Source organism: Mycobacterium genavense ATCC 51234 (assembly GCF_000526915.1).
In the GTDB taxonomy this organism is placed as follows: Bacteria; Actinomycetota; Actinomycetes; order Mycobacteriales; family Mycobacteriaceae; genus Mycobacterium; species Mycobacterium genavense.
Window position 1 is genome coordinate 136,866 of the sequence record NZ_JAGZ01000007.1, and the last position, 16,618, is coordinate 153,483.

Here is a 16,618-nt window from a genome sequence, read left to right on the forward strand (position 1 = left end):
GTGGCCGCCGGGGCTTCGCAGCCGTGATCAACAGGCACGACTGGCAACCTTTCTGCTGGAGCGGATTTCGCGGAAATTGGATGACGACTCGGTGCCGCGCAGCTCGCTGGATGCGTAGTGGCGGAACACGTCCTCGAGCGTGGCGCCGGGCGAGACCTTGGATATCCGTCCCTTCAGCTCGCTCGGGGTGCCCACCGCGCGCAACACGCCGCGGTGCATCAGCGCCACCCGGTCGCACAACGCGTCGGCTTCCTCCATGTAGTGCGTGGTCAACAGCACCGACATGCCGAACTGGGCCTGCATGCGCTGCACCTGAGTCCACACGCCGTCGCGCGCGATCGGGTCCAGTCCCACCGTCGGCTCGTCGAGCACCAACAGCGACGGGCGGTTGACCAGCGCCTGCGCCACTTCCAGGCGGCGCACCATGCCGCCGGAGTACGTCCCCGCCAGCCGGTCGGCCACGTCGAGCAGCTCCATGGCCTGCAGTGCCTGCGTGACACGGTCGGCGCGCTCGGCGCGCAATACGCCGTAGAGCCGGGCGAACCGTTCCACGTTCTGTCGGCCGGTCAGCGCGGGCTCGATCGAAAGTTGTTGCGGGACATAGCCGATATTGCTGCGGATGTCGACGGTCTGGCGCCGGGAGTCCAGGCCGAAGATGCGCAGCTCCCCGTGTTGCACGGGGGTCAGGGTGGTCAGCATCCGCACCAGCGTGGTCTTGCCGGCGCCGTTGGGCCCGAGCAGGCCCATCGTCTCGCCGGCGCGCACCTGCAAGGTCAGGTCGTCGACCGCGGTGAACCGGCCGTAGCGGAATCTCAGGTGCCGGCAGTCGATCGCCATCGGTAATTTCGCCATCGCCGTCTCTCCTGTAATCTGCGGGCCACCACGTCGACTACCGCCAACCCCTTTGTCAGAGAATCGATTTGGCCGTCGTCGAGTTCGCCCAGCACCTCGGACAGCAGCGCGCGCCGGGCGGCCCGCGAGGCGTCGACGATCTGCTGGGTGGGCTCGGCGAGGCGTAGCTGGCAGGCGCGCCGGTCGGTCTCGTCGACGGTCCGGATCAGCGAACCGTTGGCCACCAGCTTGGAGACCATCGTCGAGGCGGTGTTGGGAACCAGCCCGAGTTCGGCCGCCGCGGCGCGCACCGAAATCCCGAGCCGGCGCCCCACCAGCCACAGCAGCTCGGTATGCGATTCGGTCAACCGCGCCGAGTCGAATCCCCGGCCGGCCGACCCGCGCAGCTGACGGCGGAACCTGCCGACGACGCCGAACACGTCGGCGACCAGGTCGGTATGCGAGCGCAGTGCTTGCATATATAACTCTGTTTATGAGCTATACATGTGTGCAGGCTGTGTAGGACCTATACCGGAGCTACTTCTACAGGTGGTGCAGCGCGACGTCGGTCACCGCCCCGCGATCGACGCTGGTCGTCATGTAGCTGCAGTGCGGTTGGCGACGCCGATCCGTCGGGGAGCCGGGGTTGAGCAGCCGCAGCCCGGTCTCGGTGGTGGTATCCCACGGGACGTGGCTGTGCCCGAACACCAGCACGTCGCTGTCCGGGTAGAGTCGTGACATGCGGGCCTCGCGGCCGGACGAGGCGCCGGTTTCGTGCACGACCGTGAAGCGCACGCCGCCCAACGTCACATCCGCTCGCTCCGGCAGCCGCGCCCGCAACTCCGGCCCGTCGTTGTTGCCCCAGCAGCCGACCAGGCGCGCGGCCCTGGATTCCAGTTCGTCGAGCAGGCCGAGCGATATCCAATCACCGGCGTGGATGACGGCGTCGACTCGCTCGACTTCCTCCCACACCCGCGCCGGCAGACCGCGGGCGCGTTTCGGGACATGGGTATCGGCAATCAGCAGCAGCCTCACGAGTTCTACGCTTACCCGCGAGCAGAGGAGAAAGCATGCGCATCTTCGAGTCAGTCGCCGACCTCGCCGCCGCCGCGGGGGAGACCATCGGGCAAAGCGACTGGGTGACCATCACTCAGGAAGACGTCAACCTCTTTGCCGACGCGACCGGCGATCACCAGTGGATCCACGTCGATCCGGAACGGGCGGCCGCCGGTCCGTTCGGCAAGACCATCGCCCACGGGTACCTGACCCTGTCGCTGCTGCCGCGCCTGCAACACCAGATTTACACCGTCAACGGCATCAAGCTCGCAATCAACTACGGCCTGAACAAGGTTCGCTTTCCCGCACCGGTGCCGGTGGGTTCGAAGGTGCGGGCAACCAGCTCGCTGGTCTCGGTCGAGGACGTCGGCGGGGGAGCGGTGCAGGCGATCGTGTCGACCACGGTCGAGATCGACGGGTCGCCGAAGCCGGCCTGTGTGGCCGAAAGCATCGTCCGCTACATCACCTAGCGCGCGAGATGTAAACCATTGCGGGCTTTCCCGGCGTGTCGTCGACGTCGTGTAAGTGTCGCGACGCTCGGCCGTCAGAACTCGGCGATCGCGTGTTCCAGTCGTTCCGCCAGCCGGGCTTCGGCTTCGGCGCGCCGGGTCGGTATGTGTGCCGACGGGAAAGGCGTTGTCACAGGCTGGTATTCACGCAGTGTGCGGCGGGTCATGGTCATCTTGTGCAGCTCGGTGGCACCGTCGGCGATTCCCAGCGACTCGGCGGCCACCAGCATCTTGACGAACGGCATCTCGTCGGAGACCCCGAGGGCGCCGTGCAGGTGCAGGGTGCGCTGCGCGACGTCGTGCAGCACCTGGGGCATCGCGACCTTTACCGCGGCGATGTCACGGCGCACCTTGGAGTAGTCGTGGTGCTTGTCGATCAGCGACGCCGTGCGCAGCACCAGCAGCCGGAACTGCTCGATCTGGATCCAGCTGTCGGCGATCTTCCCCTGAGTCATCTGGAAGTCGGAGAGATGGCCGTTCCTGGTCTTGCGTGACACCGCACGCTCGCACATCATGTCAAAAGCTTTGCGTGCCAAAGCGATTGTCCGCATCGCGTGATGCACCCGGCCGCGGCCGAGACGGGTCTGGGCGATCATGAACGCCGCGCCCTCACCGCCCAGCACGTGATCGGCCGGGACCCTGACGTCGTTGTAGCGGACGTAGCCGTGCGAACCGTGCTTCGACTCGCCGCCCACCCCGACGTTGCGGATGATCTCGATCCCCGGCGTCTCGCCCGGAACGATGAACAGCGACATCTTGTCGTAGGTGCGGGCGTCGGGCTTGGTGACGGCCATGACGATGAAGAACGACGCGTGCTTGGCGTTGGAGGAAAACCACTTCTCGCCGTTGATGACCCAGTCGTCTCCGTCGCGGGTCGCCTGCGTCACGAACATCCGGGATCGGAGCCGCCCTGCGGTTCGGTCATCGAATAGCAGGAGGAGATCTCGCCGTCGAACAGCGGCTGCAAATAGCGGGCCTTCTGCTCGTCGGTGCCGAACAGCGCGAGGATCTCGGCGTTGCCGGAATCCGGCGCCTGGCAGCCGAACACGGACGGCGCCCACCGGGAGCGGCCGAGGATTTCGTTGAGCAGCGCCAGCTTGACCTGGCCGAAACCCTGACCCCCGAGCTCGGGCCCCAGATGCGCCGCCCACAGGCCCTGGTCCTTCACCTGCTGGTGCAACGGCCGCAGGATGCGCATCATCTCGTCGTTCTTCTTGTCGTACGGATCAAGGGCGACCAGATCGAGCGGTTCGAGCTCGTCGACCATGAACTTTTCCACCCAGTCCAGCTTCGCCTGGTACTCTGGGTCCGTTTGGAAGTCCCACACGGCGGCCAACCATTCCCCGGCGCACCGTCGCGCCGGCACCCTAGACAAACTCCTGGACAAACGCAGCAGGAGCTATCCCATCGTAGATGCGGTCCAAGGCGGCCGGGTGATCGCGCCGACCGAACTCAGTCGCCGCGGGTAGCTATGACCCGATCTGCTATTTCGACGAGTTTCGTTTGTTTCTCCTGGGATAGCAGTCGCAACATGTCGAAGGCGCGCACGTCGTCCACGCCGTAGCGTTCCATGATGATGCCCTTGGCCTGGCCGATGCGATCCCTGGACGACAAGGCCGACTGCATGTGCTCCCCGTGACGCTCGGTCAGAATCGCCGCGGCAGCATGCGCGGCCAGCACCGATCCAATGGTCTCCGCTTCGGTGTCCCACACCCCGGCCTCGAAAGCGAACATGTTCAGCGCGCCTGCCGTGCGGTCGGCCGTGTACAGCTTGAACGACTGGCCGCTGAGTACACCAAGTTGCACGGCCGCCGGGGCGTAGCGGGGCCACCGTGTCTCGCTGCGCAGATCGTCGGTTCGCACGATCGTTTCTTGCAGCGCCGCCTGGGCGCAGGGCCCCTCGCCGAAATCGTGCTGAAGCTTGTCGAGCTGTCCCGCCAGGCCATCGGTGTCGGCAAGGGCCTCGAACTCCCGGCCCTTCTTCACCAGCAACACCCCCGCGACGTCGCACCCGGGTATCAATTCCACTGCCGCCTCGGTCACATCGGTGAAAACCTGGTCGAGTCCGCGAGGTGTGACCATCGTGCGGGCCAGCTCGGCCATGCGGATAGCCAGCTCATGCCTGGAGCGCGGCTGCGAAGGATCCATGTGATCGCATTCTGCACGATGTGGCGCGCGCGGGGTACACGGGTCGGCCGGGTGAGGCGCACGGAGAGCGAAATGCGTTGCACCACAGCGTAAACGAAGGATGCAGCGAAGCGGCCTAGTGCGATTTGGGCAGCACGTAGTCGCGATAGAAGTTGATCGCGGCGATGGGATCGCCCTGCGGGAAGTGCAGAAACGGTATGGCCCCGCCATCGAGAACCCATTGCACGGCCGTGACGTGGGTGGCGGGATCGGTGCCGACCGTCCAGCTAGCGAGGACCTTCTCGATCGGGTTCGACTCGGCGGCCCGCTGAATTTCGACCGGATTGGGTTGATCGACGGCTCCGGCGGTGAACCGCCACAGCGCCGCCGTGCGCGCGGCCTCCTCGCTATCGCCGACGACGGCGAACAGTTCGGCACGCTTGCCTAGCGTCGCGGGATCGCGCCCCGCCGCGCGGGCACCGTCGCTCAACGCGCCCAGCAGTTTGGCGTTCGTGAGATCGCGGGCCTGGGTGATCCAGCCGTCGCCGTATTGCCCTGCCAGCCTTGCGCTTTTGGGCCCACTGGCGGCGACGAAGATCTGCGGCGAGGCCTGCGGCAGGTCGTAGAGCTTGAGCGAATTGGTCTAAAAATAGCGGCCCGCGAACGAGATTCGCTCACCGCTCCACAGCTGGCGGATCAGTTGGATCGCCTCGACCAGCCGGTCGTGCCGCTCGCGGTATTTGCCCCACATGTTGGTGGCGGCCTGTTCATTGAGCAGCTCGCCGGGTCCCGACCCCCAAGAACACCCGGCCCGGACTGAGCATCGCCAGCGACGCGAAGGCCTGCGCCACGGTTGCCGGATGGTAGCGGTAGGTCGGACACGTGACGCCGGTGCCGAAGGAGATGCGGCTGGTGGCGTTGCCCACCAGCGCCAGCGTCAGCCACGGAAACATCGAGTGGCCCTCGTTGTCCTGCCACGGCTGGATGTGGTCGCAGGCCCAGACGTATTGAAAGCCGGCCTTTTCGGCTGCCTGCGCCTGCAACACCAGCTGGTCAGTGCGAAATTGCTCGTACGACAAGGTGATTCCGACGCCCTTGGTCACCGCCGGCGCGGTGGCGGGCGCGGTGTGGTGTTCGCGGGCGCATGCGCCGGCCAACGCCCCGGCGCCGAGCACCCCTACGCCGGTGGCGATCTGCCCGAACGTCCGCCGGGAAAGACCATCCGTCACCGCACCAAGGTACCCCTCGTCTGTACCGTCACACGCGTGTGCGTTTTGTGGGGGATACGAACAGGAACTCGCAACCCATGGTGAGAAGTGATCGTCCACACCGCGCACCGCTGCGCAGCGTGAGCATGATGTGCGGCGCAGTTCTGCTGTGCTGGCTCGCCTCGACGATCGGCGTGCAGTGGCTTTCGATCTCCATCTACGCGCTGGGGGCCGTCGCGGCGGTGACGGGTTTCGCCACCATGTTCCGGGGTTCGTCGTCCTGAGCCGGGTCGTTTGCCATTAGCCTGACGTCATGGCTGCCCAGGCACGTCCCGCACGCAAGGCCGACCTGCGCGAGTCGTCGGCCACCCTGAGCCGGGCCTTCTACGACGATCCGGTGATGACCTGGCTATTTCCCGACAACGCGACCCGGGCCACCCAGCTGACCCGGATGTTTGCCGCGATGACCCGGCACCATCATCTGCCGCTCGGCGAAGTCGAGGTGGCCCACGACCAAGGTGCGATCGGCGCGGCCGCCCTGTGAGATCCGCCGGGTCATTGGCAGGAATCGCGGTGGGCGCAGTTTGCGATGACGCCGGCCTTCCTGCGGGTGTTCGGCCTGCGCACCGGCATGGCGCGGGGCATCCAGGACGTGATGAAGCGTGAGCATCCCGAAGAGCCGCACTGGTATCTGGCCGCGATCGGAAGCGACCCGGGGGTGCGCGGCCAGGGCTACGGCCAGGTGCTGATGCGGTCGCGACTGGACCGCTGCGATGCCGAGCACTGCCCGGCCTACCTCGAGTCGAGCAAGCCCGAGAACGTGCCCTATTACCTGCGGTCGGCTTCGAGGTCACCCAGGAGATCCCGCTGCCGGGCGGCGGCCCACCGCTGTGGGCGATGTGGCGCGAGCCCCGCTGACGATCAGGGGTTGCTGCGCCAGCCGGCGATGCCGATCGCGATCATGCGCAGCTGTTTGACCGCGATGCGCCGGATGTCTTCCAGCGATTCGGTGGTCTGGGCGTCTTCGATCGCCTCGGCGATCACGATCATCGAGTTGACGAACAGCGTCGCCAGCACATTGAGGTCCTCGGTGCTCCACGCGTTGAGCCCGGGAAAGCGGGCCAGGTCGGTCGCCAACTCCGAGGTGCTCAGCCGGATCTCGGTGCGGATCGCGTAGCGCAGCACGCTCAGCCCGCTGTTGCGCTCGCGGCCGATCAGACGCCAGTGCTCGCGCCGGTCGGCGACGCTGGCGATCAGGATCTCGACCGACGACTCGATGACCCGGCTCGGGTCGAGTTTGCCGGCGCGCGCGTCGCGCAGGGTGTCGCGCAGGCTGCGAAACGACTCGTCGATGAGCACCAGCCCAAGGGCCTCCATCGACTCGAAGTGTCGATAGAACGCCGCGGGCACGATCCCGACCTCGCGGGTCACCTCGCGCAGGCTCAGCGCGGAAAAGCTGCGGTCCTGCAGCAGCTTGAGCGCCGCCGCGATGATGGCGCGCCGAGTGGCTTCCTTCCGCTCTTCACGCGAGGGGCTTTCCCGGGAACGCTCGCGGCTGGAACGGTGCGGCCTCGGGCTAGGAGTACGACCGTTCACTGTGTGAAGCCTACCAGAAAGCTGAGTAAACCCTTGATTCGCCCCGCTGATGCGTCGCACGGTGCACATATGTTCACTCAAAGAAGTCGGACCTCGCGGCGAAGCTTCGCCAAGACTTTCCGGGACCGCATCCTCGGTTCCGACCTGGTCGACCTGCTGACCGGCCCGCACGGCGTCGACCGCTACACCGAGCTGGTCGACCCGACCTGGACCCGGGGTGAAGCCCGCGCCAAGGTCGTCGGCGTGCGGCGCAGCACGCCGCGCAGCGTCACCCTCACCCTCGCTCCGAACCAGAGCCTCACGTCCACCCACACCGTCAGGGCCGGCCAGTACGTCAACGTCAGCCTCGAGATCGACGGCCGCCGGCACACCCGCTGCTATTCACCCGCCAACGTCGAAGGCAGCTCGACCCTCGAGCTGACCGTCGGCTGCTACGACGGCGGGCTGGTGTCGAACTACCTGTATGAGCAGGCCCGCCGCGGCATGGTGGTCGGGTTGACCGGGGTGGGCGGCGACTTCGTCCTGCCGGCGGATCGGCCGCGGCGGATCCTGTTCGTCGCCGGGGGCAGCGGCATCACTCCCGTGCTGGCGATGCTGCGCACCCTGGTGGCGCAGGGCCACGTGCAAAACCAAAGGGGCGAAATCGCGTTCGTTCACTACGCCCGCAGCCAAGCAGAGGCCTGCTACCGCGACGAGCTGAGCGCGATGCCCGGAGTGCGGGTGCTACACGGTTACACCCGATCGGGTTCGGGCGATCTCGTCGGACGTTTTGACGCCGAGCACCTCAATGCCGCCATACCCTCGCCCGATGCGGTATTTGTTTGCGGCCCGACCGCTTTGGTCGACGCCGTCCACGAACACTGCGACAACGTGTACACCGAGAGCTTCGTGCTGCCGGCGATCACGGCGCCAAAAACCCGTCTGGTGGCCGAATAATGTTCGCCGACAGCGACATTGACGTCGTGGACGACGGACGCTCGCTGCTTGAGCAGGCGGAATCGGCCGGCCTGACCCCGGAGAACGGATGCCGGATGGGCATCTGCCACACCTGCACGCGCCGGAAGGTCTCCGGCACCGTGCGCAACCTGACCACCGGCGCCGTCTCGACCGGCCCGGACGAAAACATCCAGATCTGCGTATCCGTCCCCGTCGGGGACGTCGACCTCGCGCTCTGACTCGAACGGAGAACCCATGTCACACGACGAGATCACCCTTACCCCCGAGCAGGCCGACGCGTTCGGCCGGGAACTCGACGCCATCCGCGACCTCGTGATGGCCGACCTCGGCGAAGAGGACGCCGACTACATCCGTCGCGTCATCAAAACCCAACGGGCACTGGAAGTGGGCGGGCGCGTGCTGCTGTTCCTGCCACCGGCCTGGCTGCTCGGCACCGCGATGCTGGGCGTCGCGAAAATCCTGGACAACATGGAGATCGGCCACAACATCATGCACGGCCAGTACGACTGGATGCGCGACCCGACCATCTCCGGGCGCTCGTTCGAGTGGGACACCGCCTGCCCGGCAGACCAGTGGCGGCACTCGCACAACTACATGCACCACACCCACACCAACATCGTCGGGATGGATCGCGACATCGGCTACGGCATCATCCGGATGAGCGAAGACCAGAGGTGGACGCCCTACTTTCTCGGCAACCCGGTGTATGCGTTCCTGCTGATGGTGCTGTTCCAATACGGCGTCGCGCTGCACGAGCTAGAAACCGAGAAGATCCGCTCCGGCGAGATCCGGGTCTGGGAAAAGAAGGACACCCTGAAGCAGATCTGGCAGAAGACCAAGCGCCAGACGCTCAAGGACTACGTCGCCTTCCCGCTGCTGGCCGGTCCGCTCGCGCCGTTCATCTTCACCGGCAACATGACGGCCAACCTGATGCGCAATGTGGTGTCGTACATGATCATCTTCTGCGGGCACTTCCCGGACGGCACGCAGGAATTCACCGTCGCGGAGACCGCCGAGGACTCGCGCGGCCAGTGGTACTTCCGGCAGGTGCTTGGCTCGGCCAACCTGACCGGCGGCAAGCTCTTCCACCTGCTGTCCGGCAACCTGTCGCACCAGATCAAGCACCACTTGTTCCCCGACATGCCGGCCCGCCGGTATGCCGACATCGCGCCCGAGGTGCAGCAGATCTGCCAGCGCTACGGCATCCCCTACAACAAGGGCCCGCTGCTGCAGCAGTTCGGCACCGTGGTGCGCAAGATCGTCCGGTTGACCTTCCCGAGCCCGGGCAAGGTGACGTCGTTGCTGCCGAAGGTCAGGGCCGACAAGCCGGCCGATCGCGAGCCCGTCGCGGCCTGAGGACCGCCCCGGGTGGGGGACAATGGGCGGCGTGGAATGGACCGGTGCACGTTATGCGGACAAGCCGACGGTGGAAGCCTCGACGTGGATTGACGCCGATCCGTCCCGGGTCTGGAATCTGGTCTCGGACATCAAGCTGATGCCGACGTTCAGCAGCGAGTTGCAATCGGTCCAGTGGGCCAGCGGCGCCGATCGACCGAAGCTGGGTGCCCGTTTCGTCGGACACAACCAGCACGAGGCGTTCGGCGAATGGAGCACCACCTCGCACGTCGTCGCCTGCGACCAGCCCCACGAATTCGCCTGGGCGGTCGGCGATGTCGAGCACCCGTCGTCGATCTGGCGGTTCCGGCTGGAACCCCGGGATGGCGGCACCAGCCTGAGCTACTGGATGCAGATGGGGCCGGGACGCTCGGGGTTGTCGGTGGCGATCGACTCGATGCCGGACAAAGAGGAAAAGATCGTGTTCGTCCGGATGCGCGAATTCGAGACTGCGATCGGCAAGACCCTGGCGGCGATCAAGAGGCTGGCCGAACACGGGGTGCGCTGATGCGCACCGCGACGACGGTCGAATTGTCCGGCGGCAGCGACGAAGTCGCCCAGGTGGTGCCGCTGGCCGTCGAAGCCGAAAAGCTGGAACTCGACGTGTGCTGGGTCGCCGAGGCGTGGGGTGCGGATGCGGTGTCGGCGCTGGGCTACCTGGCGGCGCGGACCGACACGATGCTGCTCGGCTCCGGCATCCTGCAGGTCGGCACCAGGTCGCCGGTCCTGGTTGCGCAGACCGCGATCACGCTGTCCAACCTGTCGAACGGGCGATTCCTGCTGGGGCTGGGGGCATCCGGGCCCCAGGTCATCGAGGGCCTGCACGGCGTCTCGTTCAGCCGGCCGCTGGCCCGCGTCTCGGAGACGGTCGACATCGTGCGGCAGGTGTTCGCCGGGGGCAAGATCTCCCATACCGGCAAGGAGTTTCAGATTCCCCGCCCCGGTGAAGCCGTGCCGATGCGGGTGTCGAACGCGGCGCAGCACCCGATTCCGATTTATCTGGCCACGCTGTCGCCGGCGATGCTGAGGCTGACCGGGGAGATCGCCGACGGCTGGCTGGGCACCAGCTTCGTGCCCGAGGGTGCCGCGCAGGCGTACTGCGCCCACCTTGACGAGGGTCTTGCGGCCGCCGGGCGCAGCCGCGCGGATATCGACATCTAGCCAGGGCGCCGAGGTCGCGTTCGCCGCCGACTAGGACGAGCTGAGCGCCATGATCGCCGACCGCAAGAAGGAGCTCGCGTTCAGCCTCGGCGGCATGGGGTCCTCGAGCACGAACTTCTACAACCGGGCCTCCAGTCGACAGGGCTGGGCCGACGTCGCCGCCGCCGTGCTCGAGCGTTGGCAGGCCGGTGACCGCGACGGCGCCGCGCGGCTGGTGACCGACGATATGGTGCTGGGCACCACGCTGATCGGCACCGAGCAGATGGTGCGCGCACGGCTCGCGGTATGGCGCGACGCGGGTGTCGACACCGTGCGGCTCTACCCCGCCGGTGACACGCTGGCCGCCAGGCTGGAGACGCTCGGCCGGGCGATAGAGCTGGTCCGCGAGGCGGGTTGACGGGTCAGGTGGTGGCGGTCGGGGCGTCCGCGACCTTGACGAGTTGCGCCTCGGGCCGCTCCGGCACGCCGTCGGACAGGAACCATCGGAACGCCAGGTTGCCGCGCGGATAACCCAGCGTCGTCAATGAATTCGGTTGCGCCGTCGTCCCGTTGGACAACACGATCGTCACCGAGCCGTCGCTGTTGAGCGCGGCGCTGTGGTTGTTGAGCGAAGACCGGGCATCCTCCTCGCCGTAGCTGGCCATGAACTGGTTCCACACCACCAGGTTCCAGAACCGGCACGCCGGAGGCCGATGCGTGATGACCAGTGCCTCGTCGTCGTCCAGCACGAAACTGCCGTAGGCATAGCACGCGTCGCGTGCCGACCAGCCGAAGTTGGCGTTGGGCACCTGATCGGGATCGGCGAATTGGTTTGCAGCGTGGGCGGCTTCATGGCCCAGCCCATGTATGGCTGAGACTGTTTCACGGACCCGTGTCCCGACCGCCAGCGGGACGATGGCGAACATGGTGCGCATCCAGGCGGCCGCGGCCCGCAGGCGGGCCGCGGTCTCGGCGTCGCCGTGCCGGATCGGTTCCGGACCGTCGAGTGCCTCGATCTGCCAGGTCACCGGGCGACCGGTCAGCGGGTGCGCCTGGTAGTCGCGGGTCATCAGCACCACGGCGTCGGGGGTCGCCGGGAAGTCGAAGCAGAAGTTGCCCTCGGCGTCGATGTCGAGATCGGTGTCGCGGACGATCGCGACGATCCGGTCCGACCACGCGCCAGGCGAGGGTTCGCTGTAGGCGGTCACCGAAAAGTACACGCTGTCACCCTTGTTGCCGCTGATGCGATACCGCCGCTTCTCGTCGACCGGGCAGATGTAGTAATACGCATCGGTGTTGTCGCCGCCCCAGCGGCGGTCGCGACGAAACGGGGTGTTGACCGCGACGAACTGCGGGCGGCCCGGGTCGGGGAACAGGTAGGTGTCGAAAGCGACGCCCAGGGTGGTGGCCAGCATCCGGTAGCCGTCGGCAACGTGGCGGTCGTCGGTCACCGCCCGGTCGTCCTCCAAAAACGACCGATCGAGGTCGCCGAGGGTGGCCAGCAGCTCTTTCCACGCGGCCGTCTATTCGTGTGTCATGCGCTGATTCCTTTCAGGAGCAACGTGGTGGTGCGGTCCACCCAGGCGTCGTCGAGTCCGTCGGGACGGGTGAGCAGGGCGACCAGCGTGATGCCCGCCATCGCCTCGGCACGTTCGGCGGCGGTCACGCCGGACCGGACCTCACCGCGGGCCGCGGCGGCGTCGAGCCACTGCGCCAGGCCGCCGCCGATGATGCCGGTGAACCGTTCCAGCAGCGCCGAATGCAGCGTCGGGTCGGACGCCATCTCGCCGACCAGGCCGGGCAGCGCCGCTCTGGCGGCCGGAGTGGTCAGGAAAGCCATTGTTCGCCGGACCATTTCGCGCACATCCTGGACCCACGATCCGGTGGCCGGGATCGCGGTCGCGGCGCCGATCGGAAACACCGCCTCGTGCACCTGGTGCGCCTTGCTGGGCCAGCGGCGGTAGATCGCGGGCTTGCTGGTGCCGGCGCGTTCGGCGATGGCGGAGACCAGCAGCCCCGGGTAACCCGTCTCGGCGAGCAGCTCGACGGTGGCGCGCAGCACCGCACCGTCGATACGCGGGTCGCGGGGTCGGCCAAAATCGACAACCATTACGAAACTCAACGTAACAGTAAGTCGCGGTGACCGACGCCGTTCGCCTCGACGACCTTGACCTGTCCAAATTCAGCGCCGAGGGCCAGCAGATCCTCGACATGATGGCCATGATGGCTTCGCAGTGCCCACTGGATTCCGACGCGCTGCACGCCCAGGCCAGCGCCAACACCGGGCTGCACGACTTCGGCCCCGACGACTACCGCGAACGCCTCGACGTCTACCTGGCCGCGTTGCGCGAGATCGACGGGCTGCACGACGCCGGAGTGGTCAATTTCTACGGCCAACTGCTGCAGCTGCTCAAGAACCGACTGCTGCTGACCGACCTACTGCGTCGGCATCCCGAGATCCATGACATCGAACTGCGCTCGCCGGTGGTGATCGCCGGGCTGCCCCGCACCGGCACCACGCACCTGCACAATCTGCTCGCCGCCCCGCCCACCTTCCGGACCATGCCGTACTGGGAAAGCAACGAGCCGTTTCCGTTGCCGAATGAGGTTGGCGCCGAACCGGATCCGCGCCGGGCGCGAATGGACGTCGCGGTCGGCGTGGACAACACGGTGATGCCGTATTTCCCGCTGATGCACGAGATAACCACCGACCACGTGCACGAAGAGATCCAGCTGCTGGCCAACGATATTTCGACGATGCTGTTCGAGACGCTCGGCGAGGTGCCGCGCTGGCGCGATTACTACCGGGCGCACGACCAGACGCCGCACTACGAATACCTCGCCACGCAACTGCGGGCCATGCAGTTCCTGCGCGGGGGCCGGCGCTGGCTGCTCAAGTCGCCGCAGCAACTCGAGCAGGTGCCGGTGCTGGATCGGGTGTTCGGCGACAGCATCATCGTGTTCACCCACCGCGATCCGGTGCCGGTGGCGTTGTCGATGATCGCGATGATAACCTACTCCGCCCGGATGCACCGCTCGCCGGTGGCACAGATCGCCAACTCGTGGATCGACCGGCTCGACCAGATGCTGCGCGCGCTGGTGCGCGATCGCGACACGATCGGTCCGGAACGCTCGATCGACATCCGGTTCGACGACTTCATGGCCGACGAACTCGGTGTCGCCGAGCGCGTCTACGCCCTGGCCGGCGAACCGGTCACCGACGAGGTGCGTAAGGCGATCGCCGACTATTTGGCCGGCCATCGGCGCGGCCGGTTGGGAAACGTCGAGACGTCGTTCGAGATGTTCGGGCTGCGCGAGAGCGCGCTGCGTGACCGGTTCGCGCCCTACATCGAGCGGTTTCTGAAGTAACTCAGATTGTGGGTTTGCTTCACGACAACGGGGAAACCCTGTAGTTCACGACGCTGACGGGCGCCTTGGTCGGGGGTCACGGTTGGTTGGCCCGTCAGACACGTGAAATCACCCGACGTTGAATCGAGGGCCTCCGCGTGGGGGGAAGGGGATTATTCATGGCTGAGCAGGACAAGGCTGGTCAAGCCCGCAAGGGACTGATCGACTCGGTGAAAGGGAAGGTGAAAGAGGTTGCCGGCGCCATTACCGGCAACGACTCGCTGACCGCCGAGGGACAACTCGAACAAACTCAGGCGCACGAGCATAAAGAAGCCAACGCAATCGAGGCCGTCGCGGAGTCGGAGGCACAACAGGCGCGGGCGCAGGAAGCTCAAACCAAGGTTGAAAGCGCCCAGCAGCGCTTGGCCGCCAATGCGCAAGAGGTGGCGGCCAGGGATTCGGCCGAAGCCCAGCAAGCGGTGCAAAAGCGCGCCGCCGAGCAAGCTGCGCAACAGGGCTCCGCCGCCGAACAAACGCGAGCCGAGGCGGCTGCCCAACGCCAGGTGCAACAGGCCGAGGCGGCCGAACGCGAGCAATTGCGCGACGCCGCAAAGGAAGTCATCGACGCCGCCGCGGAACACCAGAGTTCGGCTCAGGTGGCTGCCAACGAAAAACTGGCAGCCGATCGCCTCCGCCGCGATGCCGAAAACATCACCGACCAGGCCGACCTTCCCTGAGTACTGGGCCAGAAGTAGGAGAACTCGATGAAAATATCTGACGTGCCGTTCGCGGTGCTGCGATTCCAGTATCAGGTGGCGCGGTATCCACTACGGCTGCTCGAGGATGTCTTTTTCACTCGGATCAGCAACGAAGCTCCCGCCCGACTGCTCTATGAGCGCTCGGTGGGCACGCTGGACGCCACCGTCGGCAATGCGCTCGGTGACCCGGAGCTCGCCCGACGGGGGGAGGCGCTGGTCGAGCGCAGCGACACCCTGGGGCGGGCGGCAAAGCTGGACGCGAAGGCGGAAACTCGGCGCCAGCAGGCGGACGGCAAGCTAAAAGCCGCCCGCGCCAGTGCAATCGAGGAGCGACAGGAAGCGCAGCAGGCCACGAAGCAAGAGATCAAACTAGCCCGTCAAACCGTGCAGGACCGTAAACGTGAGGCGATCGATTCCGCCCAAAAGCAGAGCGTCGCTGCCAAGCGCCGCGCCGACCAGGCGGCCGCCGAGCGCAAGGAGATGGCCGAATCAGCCAGGCGCCAGGTGGAGAACCGGACGCATGCCGTCGACAGGGCCGCGGCCAAGGCCGCCGAGTCGAAGGTCGACGACGCCGAGGACAAGCTCGCCGGCGCGGCCCGCAAGCGCTCGGAGGCGGACCGGCTGGAGCAACTGGCCGACGCCGAAAAGGAAAAGCGCCAAGCCGAGCGTGCGAACGACTGACAAACCGGGCGGTTTGCGAACGATCCACGTTGTTCGATGGTTTCTGAAATAGCCTCGGTGCGCTAGCTTTTCCAGCATGGTCGCTATGCCCGTGTTGGACGGCGTCGAGCATCGGTACGTAGAACTGGGCGACGGCGTGACGATCCACGTCGCCGACGCCGGTCCGCCCGACGGGCCGGCCGTCATGCTGGTACACGGCTTCCCGGAGAACTGGTGGGAGTGGCACGAGCTGATCGGCCCGCTGGCCGCCGACGGCTACCGGGTGCTGTGTCCCGACCTGCGGGGCGCGGGCTGGAGTTCGGCGCCGCCGTCGCGGTACTTGAAGTCCGAGATGGGCGAGGACCTCGCGGGCGTGCTGGACAAGTTGGGCGTCGACAAGGTGAAGCTGGTCGCCCACGACTGGGGTGGACCCGCCGCGTTCATCATGATGCTGCGCCATCCGGACAAGGTGACCGGCTTTTTCGGCCTGAACACCGTGGCACCCTGGCCGAAGATGAATCTGGGTGCGGTCCGCGACCTCTGGCGGTTCTGGTACCAGATTCCAATGTCGTTGCCCGTCATCGGGCCCCGGGTGATCAGCGACCCCAACTCGCGGTTTCTCCGGATGCTGGGTACCTGGGTCGGCAGCGGGTTCTCGCTACCCGAGGAGAGCGTCCGGCTGTACAGCGAATACATGAACCAGCCCGGCCACGCCGAGGCCGGCTCGCGGTGGTACCGCAGCTTCCAGACCACCGAGATGCGCAGCTGGCGGGCCGGTGAGTACAACGACGCTGGCGTCGACGTCCCGGTGCGCTGGCTCAGCGGCACCGACGACCCGGTGATCACGCCGCGACTTCTGGACGGATATGCCGACCGCATAAGCGATTACCAGGTCGAGCTGGTCGACGGTGTCGGCCACTGGATCGTCGCGCAACGACCAGACCTGGTGCTGGATCGGTTGCGGGCGTTCCTGCGCGCCGAAACTTAAACCATCACACCGTTTTTCGGGCGTGTCAGGCGCGTGGTTCAAGTG

Annotated in this window: 15 protein-coding genes and 5 pseudogenes; 11 read left to right on the top strand and 9 right to left on the bottom strand. The window is 66.6% G+C overall.

Features of this window, described 5'->3' with window-relative positions; translation table 11 throughout:
- Positions 1 to 27 precede the first annotated feature (27 nt).
- From T428_RS0116690 to T428_RS0116700, 3 genes are all read right to left on the bottom strand, one after another.
- Positions 28 to 852, bottom strand: a complete 825-nt coding sequence (locus tag T428_RS0116690) for an ATP-binding cassette domain-containing protein (protein WP_025737369.1) — start codon at positions 850 to 852, stop codon at positions 28 to 30.
- Positions 813 to 1,310, bottom strand: a complete 498-nt coding sequence (locus T428_RS0116695) for a MarR family winged helix-turn-helix transcriptional regulator (RefSeq protein WP_025737371.1) — start codon at positions 1,308 to 1,310, stop codon at positions 813 to 815. Before T428_RS0116695 ends, T428_RS0116690 begins: the two co-directional genes overlap by 40 nt.
- Before the next feature lie 64 nt (positions 1,311 to 1,374).
- On the bottom strand, positions 1,375 to 1,866 hold the full coding sequence (locus T428_RS0116700) for a metallophosphoesterase family protein (protein ID WP_025737373.1): 492 nt from the start codon (positions 1,864 to 1,866) through the stop codon (positions 1,375 to 1,377).
- A gap of 35 nt (positions 1,867 to 1,901) precedes the next feature.
- Between T428_RS0116700 and T428_RS0116705 the strand changes: the two genes are divergently transcribed.
- Entirely contained in the window at positions 1,902 to 2,357 is a 456-nt protein-coding gene (locus T428_RS0116705) for a MaoC family dehydratase (protein ID WP_025737374.1), read from the top strand.
- A 74-nt stretch (positions 2,358 to 2,431) separates the two neighbouring features.
- On the opposite strand, the pseudogene T428_RS28860 reads toward T428_RS0116705, so the two are convergent.
- From T428_RS28860 to T428_RS28865, 3 genes and pseudogenes are all read right to left on the bottom strand, one after another.
- Positions 2,432 to 3,723, bottom strand: a pseudogene (locus tag T428_RS28860) (acyl-CoA dehydrogenase family protein).
- A 125-nt stretch (positions 3,724 to 3,848) separates the two neighbouring features.
- Positions 3,849 to 4,544, bottom strand: a complete 696-nt coding sequence (locus T428_RS0116715; RefSeq protein WP_025737375.1) for a GAF and ANTAR domain-containing protein — start codon at positions 4,542 to 4,544, stop codon at positions 3,849 to 3,851.
- 115 nt (positions 4,545 to 4,659) lie between these two features.
- Positions 4,660 to 5,752 (bottom strand): annotated as a pseudogene (locus tag T428_RS28865) (F420-dependent hydroxymycolic acid dehydrogenase).
- Between the two features lie 77 nt (positions 5,753 to 5,829).
- On the opposite strand from T428_RS28865, the gene T428_RS32860 reads away from it, so the two are divergent.
- Both T428_RS32860 and T428_RS28870 read left to right on the top strand, forming a co-directional pair.
- Positions 5,830 to 6,015 carry a hypothetical protein gene (locus T428_RS32860; protein WP_156942979.1) on the top strand — a complete coding sequence of 62 codons (186 nt, stop codon included), beginning with the start codon at positions 5,830 to 5,832 and terminating at the stop codon, positions 6,013 to 6,015.
- A gap of 29 nt (positions 6,016 to 6,044) precedes the next feature.
- A pseudogene (locus T428_RS28870) lies at positions 6,045 to 6,649 on the top strand (GNAT family N-acetyltransferase).
- 3 nt (positions 6,650 to 6,652) lie between these two features.
- On the opposite strand, the gene T428_RS0116735 reads toward T428_RS28870, so the two are convergent.
- Positions 6,653 to 7,327 (bottom strand): TetR family transcriptional regulator, encoded by a 675-nt coding sequence (locus T428_RS0116735; protein ID WP_025737376.1) that lies wholly within the window; start codon positions 7,325 to 7,327, stop codon positions 6,653 to 6,655.
- Between the two features lie 69 nt (positions 7,328 to 7,396).
- Between T428_RS0116735 and T428_RS28875 the strand changes: the two are divergent.
- The 4 genes and pseudogenes from T428_RS28875 to T428_RS28880 all read left to right on the top strand — a co-directional run bounded on the left by T428_RS28875 (position 7,397) and on the right by T428_RS28880 (position 11,237).
- Positions 7,397 to 8,502, top strand: a pseudogene (locus T428_RS28875) (ferredoxin reductase).
- Positions 8,503 to 8,518: 16 nt separating this feature from the next.
- Positions 8,519 to 9,640 carry a fatty acid desaturase family protein gene (locus T428_RS0116745; protein ID WP_025737377.1) on the top strand — a complete coding sequence of 374 codons (1,122 nt, stop codon included), beginning with the start codon at positions 8,519 to 8,521 and terminating at the stop codon, positions 9,638 to 9,640.
- Positions 9,641 to 9,662: 22 nt separating this feature from the next.
- Positions 9,663 to 10,187, top strand: a complete 525-nt coding sequence (locus T428_RS0116750) for an SRPBCC family protein (RefSeq protein WP_211243966.1) — start codon at positions 9,663 to 9,665, stop codon at positions 10,185 to 10,187.
- A pseudogene (locus tag T428_RS28880) lies at positions 10,187 to 11,237 on the top strand (LLM class flavin-dependent oxidoreductase). The gene T428_RS0116750 and the pseudogene T428_RS28880 overlap by 1 nt, the downstream one beginning before the upstream one ends.
- A 4-nt stretch (positions 11,238 to 11,241) precedes the next feature.
- On the opposite strand, the gene T428_RS28885 reads toward T428_RS28880, so the two are convergent.
- Complete coding sequence (locus T428_RS28885; protein ID WP_245604965.1) at positions 11,242 to 12,324, bottom strand: DUF1214 domain-containing protein; 1,083 nt, start codon at positions 12,322 to 12,324, stop codon at positions 11,242 to 11,244.
- Between the two features lie 29 nt (positions 12,325 to 12,353).
- The gene (locus T428_RS0116765; protein ID WP_025737379.1) at positions 12,354 to 12,929 is read right to left on the bottom strand and encodes a TetR/AcrR family transcriptional regulator; all 576 of its coding nucleotides are present in this window, start codon (positions 12,927 to 12,929) and stop codon (positions 12,354 to 12,356) included.
- A 29-nt stretch (positions 12,930 to 12,958) separates the two neighbouring features.
- Here T428_RS0116765 and T428_RS0116770 point away from each other — a divergent pair, with 29 nt between their 5' ends.
- The 4 genes from T428_RS0116770 (at position 12,959) to T428_RS0116785 (ending at position 16,573) form a co-directional block, all read left to right on the top strand.
- A complete protein-coding gene (locus tag T428_RS0116770) occupies positions 12,959 to 14,188 on the top strand; it encodes a sulfotransferase family protein (RefSeq protein WP_025737380.1) in 1,230 nt (409 codons plus the stop codon).
- Positions 14,189 to 14,346: 158 nt separating this feature from the next.
- Entirely contained in the window at positions 14,347 to 14,904 is a 558-nt protein-coding gene (locus T428_RS0116775; protein WP_025737381.1) for a CsbD family protein, read from the top strand.
- A gap of 27 nt (positions 14,905 to 14,931) precedes the next feature.
- Entirely contained in the window at positions 14,932 to 15,606 is a 675-nt protein-coding gene (locus T428_RS0116780) for a hypothetical protein (protein WP_025737382.1), read from the top strand.
- A 76-nt stretch (positions 15,607 to 15,682) separates the two neighbouring features.
- Positions 15,683 to 16,573, top strand: coding sequence for an alpha/beta fold hydrolase (locus tag T428_RS0116785; RefSeq protein ID WP_025737383.1), 891 nt, complete (start codon positions 15,683 to 15,685; stop codon positions 16,571 to 16,573).
- Positions 16,574 to 16,618: the final 45 nt, after the last annotated feature.